Genomic DNA, 16,283 nt, shown 5'->3' with positions numbered 1-16,283 from the left:
CACAGATTGACCGAAGGCGCGTGTTACTTGACAAATGACGCAATATTGGCCGTTTCAGCCTTATGCTTTCGTCGCCATTGGGCAGGACTCTCGCCCATGACGCGCTTGAAACTGCGAGTCAATGCGCTGAGCTGGCTATAGCCCAGCAGGTCGGCGATCTCGGTGAGGCTAAGGTGGGTGTCCAGCATATACACCTGAGCGCTGCGCATGCGGACCCGGTCCAGCAAGTGCTGAAAGCTGAGGCCTCGCTTGAGCAGCCGGTCCTGCAGCGTGCGCGGTGGGACATCCAGCGCCGTGGCCACCGCCTCCAGGCTGACCTGATCCAGCGGCAGCAGGTTGGTGATGATCCACTCCACCTTGCTTTCGATATCGTCCCAGCGGTGACGATGCAGCAAGGAGTTGATCAGTCTGCGCAGCGCGGGGCTGCCCCCGGCAATCGCGTGGTCAAGGCAATGCCGGTCGAAGACCAGGGTGTTCTCCGGATGGTTGAAGCGCAGGGCGGCATGGAATTGCTGGGTGTAGGGTTCCAGGTCCTTGGGCTCTTCGCCACACAGGTAGACGGCGCGCAGCTTGATCGGTTCGCCATACAGGAAGGTGAGGATGTTGTAGGCCCCCATCAGGGTGTTGTCGTTATGCTGGCGTGATGGCCTGATGTAGCCGGGAACCCGATAGGTGAAGTGATAGTGGGCCTGGTCGTCGCGCTCTTCCAGTCTGACCTCAAGGCCCTGTACATGCCGACCGATCTGATCGGCAATGGTGACCATGGCCTCACGCAGGGTGTCGCACTGCTGAATCAGCAGACCCACCATGCCCAGCATGGAAATGTTCTGGTGGCGTCCCAGCAGCAGGCCGAAATGGCGACAGCCGCTGAGCTGAGCGCCCAGCTCGAGCAAGTCGATCTTGGTCGCCACCGGAATAAGGCGGTCGGGGCGGTCAAGGTAGTCGCCAGGCAAGGACAGGCGAGCCAGCGCCTGATGGGCACTGCCTCCCAACTCGCTGAGCAGGGTCGGATAGCCGGTCAGAGCAGCAGCACGCACCATAGGCTGCATGGAGGGTCTCCACAACGTTGGTGGGTGTGAGTATATATGGGCGCCGAGACTCCCGCGAACGCTCAACGGCGCCCAATGGGGCGCCGTTGTGGGGTGTTATGAATGAACGAGCATAGGGGAACAGATGGCGCCTATGAGCTGGCCGCGTAGGTATCCTTGAAGCGCTCTCTGAGTTGGTTCTTCTGCACCTTGCCCATGGTGTTGCGTGGCAGGCTGTCGACAAAGAACACCCGCTTCGGCTGCTTGTAGCGCGCAAGCTTGTCGGCCAGCGCGGCAATGATCTCGGTTTCCTGCGGTGTGGCGCCTTCTGCCGGGACGACCACGGCGGTGACGCCCTCGCCCAGATCCGGGTGGGGTAGCCCGATGACCGCTGATTCGAGCACGCCGCCGAGCTCGTCGATATGGCCCTCGACCTCCTTGGGGTAGACGTTGTAGCCCCCGGAGATCACCAGGTCCTTGTCCCGTCCGACGATCTGCACATAGCCTCGCTCGTCGATCAACGCCAGGTCGCCGGTGATGAAGAAGCCATCGTCCAACAGCTCCTCCGCGGTCTTCTCCGGCATCCGCCAGTATCCCTGAAACACGTTGGGGCCACGCACCTCGAGCATGCCAATCTCGCCCTGGGGCAGCGCGTCATGATGCTTGCCTTCGCGATCGGTAATGCGTACCTCGACCCCCGGCAAGGGCATCCCGACGGTGCCGGCGATGCGCTGGCCGTCATAAGGGTTCGAGGTATTCATGTTGGTTTCGGTCATGCCGTAGCGTTCGAGAATGGCATGGCCCGTGGCCGCCTCGAAGGCCTCATGGGTGTCGGCGGTCAGCGGCGCCGAGCCAGAGGTGAACAGGCGCATATTGGCGGTGGCTTCACGGGTGAGTCGAGGGTCCTTCAGCAGGCGCGTATAGAAGGTCGGCACCCCCATCATGGTGGTGCCCTGTGCCATTTCCTCGAACACCACATCCGCATCGAACTTGGGCAGGAAGCGCATGCTGGCACCGGCCATCAGGATCACGTTGCAGGCCACGAACAGGCCGTGGGTGTGGAAGATCGGCAGGGCATGGATGAGGCGGTCGTCTGCGCTAAAGCGCCAGGCAGACACCAGCGCCTCGGCATTCGACCCAAGGTTGCCGTGGCTGAGCATGGCACCCTTTGAACGACCCGTGGTGCCGGAGGTATACAGGATGGCGGCCAGATCGTTGGCGTCGCGCTCAAGGCAGTCGGTGACGGGGGAGGCCGCGGCGACCACGTCCATCAGTCCGCCGTCGGCGGCAGTGCCCAGCGACACCACACGCACGTCGCCGCAGGATGACGCAACCTGAGTGGCGGCGTCGAGTGAGGCCGGACGGCACACGAACAGCGCGGGCTCGGCGTCGCCGAGAAAATAGCGTATTTCCTCGCTGGTATAGCCGGTGTTGAGCGGCAGGTAGACGGCGCCGACCTTGAGGCTGGCCAGGTAGAGCAAAATGGCCTCGGGGCTCTTGTCGACCTGTACGGCGACTCTGTCCCCCGGGCCGACGCCAAGCTCGACCAGCGCGCCAGCCAGCCGTGCCACCATGTCGAGGGCGTCCGAATAACGGTAATCCCGACCTTCCCGGGTGGTGATGAAGGGGGCATCGCCACGCTCGTGCATGCGTTTTTCAAAGGTGGCAAAGAGGTTGTGGTTCATGTGACGGGATCTCCCTTGAGATGCTTGCGTGCTCGCCGACGCAGGTCCTTGACCTGGGAAGAGCAGGCGACCTTGCCTTCGCTGGAGTAGCGTTCGTGATTGCCCTCGATGTCATCGAGGACGTAAAGGTAATTGACCATCAGGCCGCCGAACTGGGCCAGGCCGCGGCGAGAGGTGTCGCCTAGCCAGTTGATGCGGTGAAGCTCGGCGCCATTGCCGAGATGAAAGCGAGCGACCGAGTTGAGGGGCAGCCCCTTGGGGTTGCGCTCTTTCGTGAGGTAGTGGGCCGCTAGGGGGCGAATGGCCTCGCCCAGGGTCTTGGCGCGCTCCGGGTCTGCCTCCCACCCTTCGCTATCGAGCTCCTTGAGCAGCGTCTGGGTGTCATCGTCCAGCCGGCCATCTTCCCGCTGGCGCTCGGCGTCCAGCCAGGCGCGAAATCCAGGCACGGGAGAGAGGGTGACGAAATGCTTGAGCCTGGGCAGCTCGGCCTTCAGCTCCTGCACCACCTGCTTGATCAAGAAGTTACCGAAGGAGATGCCGCGCAGTCCCACCTGACAGTTGCTGATGCCAAAGAAGGCGGCACTATCGGCATCTTCCGCCTCGATGGCCTCGTGGTTGGCATCGAGAATCGGCTGGATGCGTTCTGGCATACCCTTGGTCAAGGCGACCTCGACGAAGATCAGCGGCTCGTCGCCGATGGCCGGGTGAAAGAAGGCAAAGCAGCGTCGGTCTCGAGCATCCAGGCGGCGGCGCAGATCATTCCAGTCGCAGATCTCGTGTACCGCTTCGTAGCGAATGATTTTCTCCAGCACTGCCGCCGGGGTGTTCCAGTCGATGCGCTTGAGGACCAGAAAACCCCGGTTGAACCAGGAGGCAAACAGGTGGGCAAAGTCATCATCGAGCGCCCTGAGATCCGGGTTGTCCTTGAGCCTGGGCAGCAGATCCTCGCGCATGCGCACCAGATCATGGGTTCCGCCGGTGGTGAGGTTGAGGCGACGCAGCAGCTCCTGCCGTCTGGGCTCGCAGGCCTCGAACAAACGCTGAAGTGCCATGTTGCCGCGCTCGACACGGTAGTCTTGGTAGGCGCGATCCACGGCGTCGGGGTCTGCGGTGAACTCCTCTGTCAGGGTCAGGAAGAAGCGGGTCTTCTCTTCGTCGCCCAGGCGCCCATAGGCATCCAGGGCCTGGCAGGCGAGGGTAATGCTCGATGCTTCGCCGTCGCTTGCCAGCAGTCGATGACAGGCGTCGATGACCTGGGAATGGTCCAGCGGTGGGCCATCGCTACGCCTGCGCAGCAGGGCGTCGCGCTGGGTGATGTTGGACAACAGTTCCTGCAGAAAGCTGAAGTTCATCAGAAACACCTCGTTGGGGCCGAGCCGATCAGCCGGCGGTTTCCATGATCAGGTCCGGCAGCCAGGTGGCAATGCCCGGAAAGATGCATAGAAGGATGATGCCCAGCACCATGCACAGAGCGTAGGGCAGGCTACCGAGCAGAATGTCCTTGAGCGCGATATCTGGGGCTATCCCTTTGATGATGAACAGGTTGAGGCCTACCGGCGGGGTGATCAGGCCAATCTCCAGGTTGATGGTCAGAATGACCGCGAACCAGTAGGGATCAAAGTTGGCCGCCAGAATGATGGGCAGCAGAATCGGCGCCGTCATGACGATGACTGCCACTGGAGGCAGAAAGAAGCCGGCCACCAGCAAAAAGACGTTGATGATGCCCATCAGCACCCATCGATTGACCTCAAGACTGGCGATGGCCTCGGCCACGGTCTGGGTAATGAACAGCGACGACAGCGCATAGGCAAAGATCTCGGCGCAGGCAATGATCAGCATGATCATGACGCTTTCCCGCAGCGCGTCACGCATGATGGTGGTGAGCGGCTTCACCTGCCACATGCGGTAGACCACGATGGCCAGAGCCAGGCACAGGAAGGCACCCGCTCCGGCGGCCTCTGAGGGCGTGGCGACACCACCGTAGAGGGCGAACAGGATGCCGCTGACCACGACCAGGAAGGGTAGCACCCGCACCAGTGCCTTGAGGTTGTGCTCGACGTTACTGGCGACCTTGTCCTTGAGCTCGCGAGCGGCTTCCGCTACTGGGTTGGGGGCGTGATAGCCACCGGCCAGCTTGCAGGCGATAAGGGTCCAGGCCATGAACAGCAGCGCCAGCATGACACCGGGCAAGGCGCCGGCGATGAACAGGCGGCCGATCGACGTCTCGGTGGAAATCCCGTAGACGATCATGGTGACCGAAGGCGGAATCAGGATGCCCAGGGTGCCCCCTGCCGCAACGCACCCCGCGGCGACGCCATCCGGATAGCCGCGCTTGCGCATCTCGGGAATGCCCAGCTTGCCGATGGCTGCGCTGGTGGCCGGAGACGAACCTGATAGCGCTGCGAAGATCGAGCAGGCGCCGATATTGGAGATGGCCAGCCCACCGGGCACCTTGCCGAGCCACAGATCCAGTGAACGGTAGAGGTCTCGTCCGGTGGGGGACGATGCCACGGCCGCCCCCATCAGGATGAACATGGGTATCGCGACGAAGCCGAATGAGGCCAGGCTGCCGAAGAAGGTCTCGCCGAAGTAGGTCAGCTCGCCCATGCCTTGATCAAGCACCAGGGCGGCCAATGAGACCCCGCCCAGGGCGAAGGCGATGGGGGTGCCGATGGCCATCAGCACGAATAGTGCGGTGACAATAAGGATACCGCTGGTGACGGGGTCCATCAGCGCGCTCCTCCCAGAATGTCTGCCAGATACTGGATTGCCAGCAGGGTCGAGCCAAGGGCCAGCGGAACGAGCGCTGGCCACAGCGGAGGATTCCATACCGTGCCGGTGGTCCAGCCGCCGTGGAACGCCTCAAGCAGATACAGCCACGAGCCGTAAGCCAGGGCGATACAGAACCCCAGGCCGCACAGTGCAGCGACCAGGTTCATGGCACTCTTCAGGCCTCCCTTGAGGGCGTCGGGCAGCACGGTGACTGCCACCTGGCCACCGGTGAGCAGCACATAGGGGGAACCCAGCAGCATGGCGCCGGTGATCGAAAAGATGGCGAATTCGGTCTGCCAGGTGGTGCTTTCGCCAAGCAGATAGCGCACGAAGATCATATGACAGACGGCCAGCACGCCCAGCAGCAGTGCAGCCGCCGCGACAACGGCGAAGGCGATGGAGAGCCTGTCCATGCCACGACAGAACGCGCCGATGGGTCCGGCGCTGTGGCGGCGTGATAAGGCAGCAGTCGCGGCCTCGACGTGGGGGGGAGAGTGAGTATGGGACATGGAGCCTCCGAGGTGACATGACGACAACGAGCAGCAAGGCGCGGCATCACGCCGCGCCTTCCTCGGTTCATTCCACGGCCAGGGCGGCGTCGATCAGCGCCTGACCGTTGTCCACGTTCTCGGCAAAGCTCTTGTAGGCGCTCTCCTTGGCCACCTCGAGCCAGGCATCGTAGTCCGCCTGGGACATCTGCACGACGTCCACGCCATTTTCCTCGAACACGTCCACCATGGTCTGATCCAGCTGGGCGGCCTGTTCCGCAAAGTAGGCCTCGGCCTTTTCACCGGCCTCGAGCAACGCCTGCTGCTGGGCCTCATCGAGTCGACTCCAGCTTTGCTCCGAGATCAGGATCGGCTCGTACATGAACCACAGGGCGTTTTCCCCCGGTGCTGTCAGGCAGCTGACCTGCTCGTAGATGCGGTAGGACACGAAGGAGCCGGACGAGGTGTTGGCACCGTCCAGGACACCGGTCTGCATGGCAGTGTAAATCTCTGACGATGGCATCGAGGCGATGGAAGCACCCGCGGTTGCCAGCATTTCATCGAAGGCCGGGCCTGCTGCGCGCATGGTCTGCCCCGCCACCGTGTCAGGTGAGGTGATGCACTGCTTGTTGGAGGCGAATCCACCGGCCAGCCAGGCATCGGCCAGCACCCGCGCACCGGCGTCCTGGATGACCTGCTTGATCATGTCCATGAACGCCGAGTCATTGAGTCGCTGGGCGCGTTCATGATTGCGCACCAGGCCAGGCATCAGCGTGGCGGAGAACTCAGGATGGCGCCCGCTGGCATAGTCCAGCGGCAGTGAGGTCATGTCGAGGCGACCGCGCACCAGGGCGCCCCACTGTTCCTTGGCCTTGAACAGGGACTGGCCGGGGTAGACCTGCAGGGCCAGGTCCACGTCGGCAGCTTCCACTTCCTTGGCCATCAGTTGCACCATTTCATCGCGGACATCTCCCTGGCCGCCAGGAAACTGGTGAGAGACCCGCAGCGTGGTTTCCGCGCTGGCCGAGGCGCTGACGGCCAGTGCCGACAGCGCAACGCAAGCGGCGACCGTCAGCGCTTTGGTGCCTGAGCGTGGTCGAGCCTGCTGGAGTGAGGGAGCGTCCTGAGTCGTGCAATCGCAATCAGCCGAGCGAGCGGGATGAGCGGGGGAGGCGTGGCGTGTCATGGTGTCTCCTTGAGGAGTTGTTATTGTGGCGATGGGTGCCGCGGACGGCGGGTGATAAAGGGTGTAAAAAATGTTTCATTTGCTATGATGTATACATCAATAGCCCTCAGGTATATTCCTGTCAATGCGGCAGGCTTAGACCAAGGTGGCGGTTGGGCCGATGAATCGATGAACTGGCAGAGTTAGGCTTGCCGGCGAGGATGATGACATGAGCAACAAGACCTCCAACGCTCAGCGCTTGAGAGACTCTCTAGAGGACGACATCATCAACGGTCGACGCGCGCCGGGTGAGCGCCTGGACCCCGAGGCCCTGTGCGAGGCCTACAAGGTATCGCGCACGCCGGTGCGAGAAGCCATCCAGCAGCTGGTAGCCAGTGGTCTGGTGACCGTCTATCCCAAGAAGGGCACCTTTGTGGCACGGCTCGGGCTTGAGCGATTGATCGAGATGTTCGAGGTGATGGCAGAGCTGGAGGGCATGTGTGGCCGTCTTGCTGCCCGGCGCATGACCCCGGAGGAACTTGAGGCGCTGCAGGCCGCCTTCGAGGGCTGCCAAAGAGCCAGCGAGACCGGCGACAGCGACGCCTACTATTATGAGAACGAGTCCTTTCACAGCATTATCTATGCGGCCAGTCACAACGCCTTCCTGTCCGAGGAGGCTCAGTCGCTCAAGCAGAGGCTGAAACCCTATCGTCGGCTGCAGCTGCAGGTGCGCTCCAGAATGCAGAGTTCTCTGGAGGAGCATCGCGCTGTGCTGGACGCTCTTACGGCTGGCGATGCGGAGGCCGCTGAGCGCATCTTGCGCGATCACGTGCTGATTCAGGGCGAGCGTTTCAGCGACTTCGTATCCAGCGTGCGCAAGCTTGAAGCCACCGCGGATCGCTGATCCTGCTGGTGAGCCTGGCCAATGATCAAGCACAATGCGGCCTGTCTTGCTGATCCTCTCCACCACGAAGCGTCTGTCCTAGGCTTGACGACGGCGCGTCTGGGGTCGAGGGTGGTCCCAGCGTCATTGCTAGCCTGAGGGTATGTCATGTTTCCCGCTTTTTCCGCGCACTATGCGTCCTTGCCGGATCGCATGCGAGCCGAGATGGCACCGACGCCGGTGTCGTCACCACGCTTGCTGGCGTTCAATCGCCCCCTGGCCGAGGCGTTGGGGCTGAACCTGGATGCCTTGGATGATCACCATCTTGCCGAGGTGCTGGGAGGCAACCTGGTGCCGGAGGGGGCCCGCCCTGTGGCGACTGCCTATGCTGGACATCAGTTCGGTAACTTCGTGCCTCAACTCGGAGACGGCCGCGCCCTGTTGTTGGGCGAGCTCACGCACCGGGATGGCACGCTGCGGGAGGTGCAACTCAAGGGAGCCGGGCGCACGCCGTTCTCCCGTGGAGGCGATGGCCGCGCCCCGTTGGGGCCGGTTCTACGGGAATACCTGGTATCCGAGGCCATGGCCGCCCTGGGGGTTCCTACCACACGCGCACTGGCAGCGGTGGCCAGCGGCGATTCCGTGGTGCGCCAGATGGTGGAGCCGGGTGCGGTACTGACGCGGGTGGCAACCAGCCACATCCGCGTGGGCACTTTCCAGTATTTTGCCGCGCGGCGGGATACCGAGGCCCTGTCTCTGTTGGTGGACTTCTGCATTGAGCGTCACTATCCACATCTGTCCGAGAGTACGGGAGGAGGCAGAGCGCTGGCGCTGCTGGACGCGGTGGTGGAGCGTCAAGCCAGTCTGATCGCCCAATGGAAGGGGCTTGGCTTCATCCATGGAGTGATGAACACCGACAACTGCGCGATCTCCGGTGAGACCATCGACTACGGGCCCTGCGCCTTCATGGACGCCTTTCATCCCCACCGGGTGTTCAGTTCCATCGACGAGCGAGGCCGTTATGCCTGGGACAATCAGCCCGCCATCGCCCAGTGGAACCTGGCGCGCCTGGCCGAGACGCTACTGCCGTTGATCGATGACGACCAGGAGCGTGCGGTTGCGCTGGCCACGGCGTCGATCGAGAACTTTGCCGAACAGCATGATGCTGCCTGGACCGCCGTGCTACGCGCCAAGCTGGGGCTCGATAGCCAAGACGACCAGTCAGGTGACCATGATCTTGCCCTGGGCGAGGACCTGCTCAAGGCAATGGAGGAGGGCAATGCCGACTTTACCCTTGGCTTCGCCCGTCTGTCGGCCGCGCTGGAAGATGGTGACGAGACCCTGGCCGAAGGATTCGAGCGACGTCATCGCCTTGACGACTGGCTGCCGCGTTGGCGCCAGCGGCTGCAGCAACAGGGTGCGGACGCGCCAACGCTGAGGCAGCGGCTGAGCGCAGCCAATCCCCTGGTGATCCCTCGCAACCACCTGGTCGAAAAGGCCATTCGGGCTGCGGTGGACGACGATGACCTGAGCGTCTTTAGCTCAGTGCTGGCCGCCGTGACGCGCCCCCATGAGGCGCCAAGCGAGGCCTGGCTGATGGCACCCCCGACGCGAGACGAGCGCGTGCTCAGAACCTTCTGTGGTACCTGACATTTTGCTGCTACTCGCCCCTGCGATCTGTGCCTGGGCGCTGTAGGTAATATCTGTACGTGAGACCAGCCCCCGCGCCGCATGGGCGGGGGCTGTGCGTCCAGGCAAACGCCGTAAAGGATGTCGGCGGCAAGGCTGCCTGCACGTTGCTGCACCTCATGAAGGGGCCTGGCTGGCCTGCAGGGTCCGCGTCAACAGCGCCCGCAGGGCCGCGGGCCGCACTGGCTTAAGCAGCAGCTGGAAGCCACCGCGACGGACCTCCTCTGCCACCTCTTCGGTACGGTCTGCTGTAATCACGATGCCGGGCACTTCTCCTTCGAGGCGCTCGCTCAGGGCATCCAGTGCCATCAGTCCAGTGACTTCATTGTCCAGATGGTAGTCGGCCAGGATGGCGTCAGGATCGCCATCCAGGTGTCGCAGTACCGACTTGGCGCCGCCGATGGAGGTGGCGGTGAAGACCTCGCAGCCCCAGCCCGACAGCATCGCCTTCATGCCCTCGAGAATCAGCGACTCGTTGTCGATACACAGAATGCGCTTGCCATCGAGCTTGCTGGCGACCTTGCGTGAGGGCTTGCTGTCCGACTCGGCGACCTCGGCCTTGGCCTCGACCCGCGGCACGCTGACCGAGAACACGGTGCCGATACCGACCCAGGAGCGCACGCGGATGGGATGATCGAGCACCCGGCTCATGCGGTCGGCAATCGACAGCCCCAGTCCCAGTCCCTTTTCGCTTTCCTTGTGTCGGGAAGCCTGGTCCAGCCGGCGGAACTCCTGAAAGATCTCCGCTTGCTTGGCCTCTGGAATACCAGGGCCGCTGTCCCACACCTCGATCAACAGACGTTCGCCCCGTCGCCGGATACCCAGCAGCACGCGGCCCTCCTGGGTGTAGCGAATCGCGTTCGACAGAAAATTCTGGATGATGCGCCTGAGCATCTGGCTGTCACTGTCGACCCACAGGCGTGAGCCCACCACCTTCAGGTCAAGACCTCGGTCCTCGGCCATTACCGCAAACTGGGCCTGCAGGGGCCGCAGGATATCGGTCAGGGCGAAGTGGCTGCGACGCGGCGTCAGCGCCCCGGCATCCAGCTTCGAGATGTCCAGCAGGGTGCCGAGGAGCTCCTCGGCAGACTGCAGCGAGCTGTCGATGTGGCCGATGGTGCGCTTCATGTCCTCGGCCCCCATGTCCTGGGACAGGGCCGAGGTGAACAGCCGCGCCGCATTGAGCGGCTGCAGCAGGTCGTGGCTGGCCGCCGCCAGGAAGCGGGTCTTGGAGGCATTGGCATCTTCGGCCACCTGCTTGGCCTGGCGCAGCGCCTGCTCCGCCTCGGCCCTGACCCGGTTTTCCTGGCGCAGTGCCGAGTTGGCCTCGGACAGCGCCAGAGTACGGGAGCGCACGCGCTCTTCCAACGTCTCGTTGGTTTCCTTCAGGGCAATCTCGGCTCGGCGGCGTTCAGTGATGTCCTGGTACAGGGCGAAGAAACCGAGGATGGCGCCACTGTCGCCGAAGTGGGGGGTGTAGGTCACCAGCATGTAGCGAAGCCCTTCACCGCTGATGTCCAGCGAGACCTCGAAACTGACCCGTTCTCCGGCCAGCGTGCGCTTGAACCAGGGCGTGCGCTCCTCTGCCATGTCGGTCGGGATCACGTCGGTGACCTTCTTGCCGATCACCTCGTTGCGGTTGATGCTGAAGGCTTGCTCGTAGGCCCGGTTGGTAAACAGGTAGCGGCACTCACGGTCGAAGTAGGCGATCAATGCCGGCACGTTGTCCGTGTAGATACGGATGTTGTTCTCGGAACGGATCAGCGCCTCTTCCGTGCGTTTCTGCTGGGTGATGTCCTGATAGGTGTAGACGAAGCCTCCACCGGGCATGGGATTGCCCTGGACCTCCAGCACGCTGCCGTCCTGGCGGTAGCGCACGTAGCGATGTGGTTGTCCCTCGCGAATGTTGTCGAGCAATAGCTCGACATGCTCTTCGGGGTCACCTGGGCCGTATTCGCCATTATGGGCGTTGTAGCGAAAGATGCGGTCGATGGGCGCGCCGACACGAATCAGATGGTCCGGGAAGCGAAACAGTTCCAGGTAACGCTGATTCCAGACCACCAGGCGCAGGTTCTGATCGACCACGCTGATGCCCTGGTTGATGTTCTCGATGGTGGCCTGAAGCAGGGCGCGGTTGAATTCCAGCACCTGGGACGCTTCATCGACGATGGATATCACGTCGGAAATACCGATGCCGCGTCCCTGCAGGGCGGAATTGACCACGATACGGGCGGACGACGCACCCAGTACGGATGCCAGAAAACGTTCGGTGAACTGGATCACGTCAATGGACGCTCGTGCGCTGTCTTCCAGTGCCTTGCCGTTGCGACGGGCGTAGTCGCTGAAGGCACGGTCAACCTGGCCGGCGCTGAGGAATCGCTGGCACAGCACCTTGAGGTCGCCCACCGTGGTGGCACCGGTCCAGGGACGATTGACCGAGGTCTGACGGGTTTCGACGCTGTCCACGAACAGCGAGGCCTGAATGCGCTCCACCACGCGCTGGGGCGTGACCTGGGACACGAAGATGTAGGCCACCAGGTTGATTCCCAGCGACAGCATGACGCCATGGGTGAAGTTATCGCCCACATGCAGCCCGAACAACGAGGTGGGCGACAGCCAGGCAATCCCCAGCGGCCCGCCACTGAGCCAGTCAGCCGGGAGCACGCCGGCGTTGATCATGGCGGGCAGCAGCAGCGTGTAAGCCCAGATGGCGAAGCCGGCATTCATGCCGACGATGACGCCAAGACGGTTGCCACGCTTCCAGTAGAGTCCCCCGATCAGTGCCGGCGCGAACTGCGCCGCAGCAGCAAAGGAGAGCATGCCGATCGAGGCCAGCGAGGTGAACTCACCGATCAGCTGATAGAAGCCGTAGGCCATCGCCAGGATCACCGCGATGGTGATCCGGCGAGCCCTGAGCACCAGACGTCCGTAGTCCCGCGGCTTGGTGTCAAACCAGCGCATGCGGAACAGGGCGGGAATCACGATTTCGTTGGATATCATGATGGAGACGGCGACCGCCGCGACGATCACCATGCCGGTGGCGGCCGAGAATCCACCGATGAAGGTCAGCAGTGTGAGCCAGCCCTGGTCCGCTGCCATCGGCAGCGACAGGACGTAGGTATCGGGCGCGACGTCAGTGCCGGTAAAGGTGGTCAGGCCAGCCGCCGCCAGCGGCAGTACAAAGAACGCGAACAGTACCAGGTACAGCGGGAACAGCCAGCGAGCGCGGGCGGCGTCGTCGCGGTGGGTGTTCTCCACCACGGTGACATGGAATTGTCGAGGCAGGCATAGAATGGCCAGCATCGCCAGCAAGGTCTGGGCCCAGAAACTCTGGCCGAAGTCCTGCTGGGCCAGCTGGCGTTGGAGTTGCAAGTGTATATCGGCGCGGGTGAGCAGGTCCTGCAGGCCGTCGAACATCCCCCAGGTCACATAGGCGCCGAGTACCAGAAAGGCTACCAGCTTGACCAGTGACTCGAAGGCCACCGCATGAATCAGGCCCTCATGATGCTCGGTGGCATCGGTATGGCGAGTGCCGAAGAGGATGGCAAAGATCGCCATGACCACCGCCACATAAAACGCCGTGTCTCCGAACAGCGGGGCTCGTGTGATATCGGATGCGTCGGTCAGCACCGCGAAGGAGGTCGACACCGCCTTCAGCTGAAGAGCGATATAGGGCAGCGTGCCGATCAATGCGACCAGACTCGCGAAAGCAGCCAGGGACTGGGTCTTGCCATAGCGTGAGGCGATAAAGTCGGCAATCGAGGTGATGTTCTGATGCTTGGCCACGCGCACCATCTTGGCCAGGACAGGCCAGAACAGCAGCAAGGTCAGCACCGGACCGACAAAGATGCTGGCAAACGACCAGCCTGAGGTGGCGGCCTGTCCGACGGCGCCGTGGAACGTCCACGACGTGCAGTAGATCGCCAGAGCCAGGCTGTAGACCAGCGGGCGCCGCTGGCTTGCGCCCTGATGCCGGGCACGCCGGTCGCCGCGCCAGGCAATGGCGAACAGCACGGCAATGTAGAGAAGTGAAACGACGATCAACAGCCAACCGGCAAACATGGGCACCTCCTCGATGTCAGCTGCCATTCTAGGGTATCGGAAGGCCGCCAGGCAGGGGGCGCAGGCTGTCTCTTGAGGCGAATATCACAGACTCGATGGATTTCTGTGGTATCGACCAACGTCGATTACCGGAAAATAAGGCAGAGAATCGCGACTAAGGTGGAATGCACCTTTGTAGTGATAGACCAACGGCTAATATTTGTTGAATGTTTTTATTTTGTTGAATTAAAAGAAATTTTTCATAACATGGTGCACTGCATTTATGATTTTCGACTAAAGTTATCGTTCCTCTAAAAGCCCTTTTGACTAGTCTTTTGTTCGAGCCTTTTAGCTCTGCCTGACAGGGCATTTGGCGAACAAACCACTTCTTGAGGGTAGCCTTATGCTAGACAAGAGCGCACAGGCCTACTGGAAACGAAATATTAGAACCATTCTTGGCTGTCTTGCCGTCTGGTTTGTCGTCTCCTATGGCTTCGGCATTCTCCTGGTGGATGTGCTCAATAACATCCGCTTCTTTGGCTTCAAGTTAGGCTTCTGGTTTGCACAGCAGGGATCCATCTACACCTTCATCGTGCTGATTATTTTCTACGCCTGGAAGATGAATCGACTCGATGAAGAGTACGACGTCCACGAACAGTGAAGCCCGCAAAATAACGTCAATGAACGGGAATTGATTCCATGGATGTACAACTGCTTACCTATCTCTTTGTAGGGGCGTCATTCGCTCTCTACATCGGTATCGCGATCTGGTCGCGGGCCGGCTCCACCAAGGACTTCTATGTCGCGGGGGGAGGTGTTCACCCCGCAGCCAATGGCATGGCGACCGCAGCTGACTGGATGTCCGCGGCATCGTTCATTTCGATGGCAGGGTTGATCGCCTACCTGGGCTATGACGCTTCCGTCTATCTGATGGGCTGGACCGGTGGCTACGTCATGCTGGCGATGCTGCTGGCTCCCTACCTGCGCAAGTTCGGAAAGTTCACGGTGCCAGATTTCATCGGCGACCGTTACTACTCGAATATCGCGAGGACCGTAGCGGTCATCTGCGTCATCTTCGTCTCGTTCACCTACGTGGCCGGACAGATGCGAGGTGTCGGCATCGTTTTCGCGCGCTTCCTCGAAGTGGATGTGAACCTCGGCGTTGTCATCGGCATGGTCATCGTCTTCTTCTATGCGGTACTGGGGGGAATGAAGGGCATTACCTATACCCAGGTGGCTCAGTATTGCGTGCTGATCACCGCCTTCATCGTACCGGCAGTGTTTCTGTCGATCATGATGACCGGTCACGTGCTGCCCCAGACCGGCCTCGGTGCGACCTTCGTTGATGCAGCAGGTAACGATAGCGGTCAATACATCCTTGATCGTCTCGATGGCCTGCTGACAGATCTCGGTATCACGCCCTATACCGACGGTAGTCAGCCGATGATCAACGTGTTCTTCATCACCGCTGCGCTGATGTGTGGTACGGCGGGTCTGCCTCACGTCATCGTGCGGTTCTTCACCGTGCCGCGGGTTCGTGATGCGCGGGTCAGCGCCGGTTGGGCCCTGGTGTTCATCGCCTTGCTGTATACCACTGCACCGGCGGTGGGGGTATTCGCTCGCACCAACATCATCGAGACCGTGAACGAGACAAGCTACGAGGAGGTTCCTGGCTGGTTCAAGAGCTGGGAGACGGTTGGCCTGATCGGCTGGCTCGACAAGAACGACGATGGCAGGGTGCAGATGGGGCCAGGCGCGCCGTTCGAGGGCAAGCCCACCTTCGAGAGCGGTCCCCTGGAAGAAGCCTCCACGGGTAGCTACGGTCAGCGGGTGGTCACCAATGCACCCACCGACAGCGCCAACGAGGTGTATATCGATCGCGATATCATCGTGCTGGCCAACCCCGAGATCGGTGGCTTGCCAGCCTGGGTGATCGCGCTGATGGCGGCCGGTGGTGTAGCGGCAGCACTGTCGACCGCGGCCGGGCTGTTGCTGGTCATCTCGGCGGCTGTGTCCCATGACCTGATCAAGAAGCAGATCAACCCGAACCTCAGCGAGAAGGGAGAGCTGCTGGCTGCTCGTGGCGCTGCCGCGGTGGCAGTCGTGGTGGCCGGCTACTTTGGCATCAATCCTCCGGGCTTTGTGGCCCAGGTGGTGGCCTTTGCCTTCGGCTTGGCGGCGTCGTCCTTCTTCCCGGCCATTCTGCTTGGCATCTTCGACAAGCGCATGAACCGCGAGGGGGCCATCGTCGGCATGGTGCTGGGTCTCAGCTTCACCTTTACCTATATCGTCTATACCAAGTTCATCAACACGGATCCGTCGATCTGGTGGTTTGGTATTTCGCCGGAAGGTATCGGTACGCTCGGCATGATCCTGCACTTTGTGGTGGCGTTCGTGGTGTCGCGGGCAACTGCTGCTCCGCCGGAACACATCCAGGAACTGGTCGAGAACGTGCGGGTGCCAAGAGGTGCTGGTGTGGCCCACGCACACTAGAACGAGACGAGGGGCCCAGCGCCGTGGGCTCCTCTTCGC

The 16,283-nt window shown here is 61.9% G+C and carries 11 protein-coding genes; 4 read left to right on the top strand and 7 right to left on the bottom strand.

Annotated elements, in window-relative coordinates; genetic code table 11:
• Positions 1-23 precede the first annotated feature (23 nt).
• From JF545_RS09050 to dctP, 6 genes are all read right to left on the bottom strand, one after another.
• Entirely contained in the window at positions 24-1,049 is a 1,026-nt protein-coding gene (locus tag JF545_RS09050; protein WP_206941420.1) for an AraC family transcriptional regulator, read from the bottom strand.
• A 131-nt stretch (positions 1,050-1,180) separates the two neighbouring features.
• Positions 1,181-2,713 carry a malonate--CoA ligase gene (locus JF545_RS09045; RefSeq protein WP_206941419.1) on the bottom strand — a complete coding sequence of 511 codons (1,533 nt, stop codon included), beginning with the start codon at positions 2,711-2,713 and terminating at the stop codon, positions 1,181-1,183.
• A complete protein-coding gene (locus JF545_RS09040) occupies positions 2,710-4,065 on the bottom strand; it encodes a malonyl-CoA decarboxylase (protein ID WP_206941418.1) in 1,356 nt (451 codons plus the stop codon). Before JF545_RS09040 ends, JF545_RS09045 begins: the two co-directional genes overlap by 4 nt.
• A 28-nt stretch (positions 4,066-4,093) precedes the next feature.
• On the bottom strand, positions 4,094-5,443 hold the full coding sequence (locus JF545_RS09035) for a TRAP transporter large permease (RefSeq protein ID WP_206941417.1): 1,350 nt from the start codon (positions 5,441-5,443) through the stop codon (positions 4,094-4,096).
• Positions 5,443-5,994, bottom strand: coding sequence for a TRAP transporter small permease (locus JF545_RS09030; RefSeq protein ID WP_206941415.1), 552 nt, complete (start codon positions 5,992-5,994; stop codon positions 5,443-5,445). The genes JF545_RS09035 and JF545_RS09030 overlap by 1 nt, the downstream gene beginning before the upstream one ends.
• A 67-nt stretch (positions 5,995-6,061) precedes the next feature.
• The gene (gene dctP, locus JF545_RS09025; RefSeq protein WP_206941414.1) at positions 6,062-7,159 is read right to left on the bottom strand and encodes a TRAP transporter substrate-binding protein DctP; all 1,098 of its coding nucleotides are present in this window, start codon (positions 7,157-7,159) and stop codon (positions 6,062-6,064) included.
• 208 nt (positions 7,160-7,367) lie between these two features.
• Here dctP and JF545_RS09020 point away from each other — a divergent pair, with 208 nt between their 5' ends.
• Positions 7,368-8,042, top strand: coding sequence for a GntR family transcriptional regulator (locus JF545_RS09020; RefSeq protein ID WP_206941413.1), 675 nt, complete (start codon positions 7,368-7,370; stop codon positions 8,040-8,042).
• 147 nt (positions 8,043-8,189) lie between these two features.
• Entirely contained in the window at positions 8,190-9,671 is a 1,482-nt protein-coding gene (locus JF545_RS09015; RefSeq protein ID WP_206941412.1) for a protein adenylyltransferase SelO, read from the top strand.
• Positions 9,672-9,827: 156 nt separating this feature from the next.
• Here the strand turns inward: JF545_RS09015 and JF545_RS09010 are convergent, their stop codons facing one another.
• On the bottom strand, positions 9,828-13,772 hold the full coding sequence (locus tag JF545_RS09010; RefSeq protein ID WP_206941411.1) for a hybrid sensor histidine kinase/response regulator: 3,945 nt from the start codon (positions 13,770-13,772) through the stop codon (positions 9,828-9,830).
• A gap of 382 nt (positions 13,773-14,154) precedes the next feature.
• Here JF545_RS09010 and JF545_RS09005 point away from each other — a divergent pair, with 382 nt between their 5' ends.
• Both JF545_RS09005 and JF545_RS09000 read left to right on the top strand, forming a co-directional pair.
• Positions 14,155-14,412 (top strand): DUF4212 domain-containing protein, encoded by a 258-nt coding sequence (locus JF545_RS09005; protein ID WP_206941410.1) that lies wholly within the window; start codon positions 14,155-14,157, stop codon positions 14,410-14,412.
• Between the two features lie 38 nt (positions 14,413-14,450).
• Positions 14,451-16,244, top strand: a complete 1,794-nt coding sequence (locus JF545_RS09000; protein ID WP_206941409.1) for a sodium:solute symporter family protein — start codon at positions 14,451-14,453, stop codon at positions 16,242-16,244.
• The last annotated feature ends 39 nt before the right edge of the window (positions 16,245-16,283 follow it).

The organism is Halomonas litopenaei, assembly GCF_017303055.1.
Classification (GTDB): Bacteria; Pseudomonadota; Gammaproteobacteria; order Pseudomonadales; family Halomonadaceae; genus Halomonas; species Halomonas litopenaei_A.
Note: the sequence above shows the minus strand (reverse complement) of the source record. Positions and strands in the feature narration are given on the sequence as shown.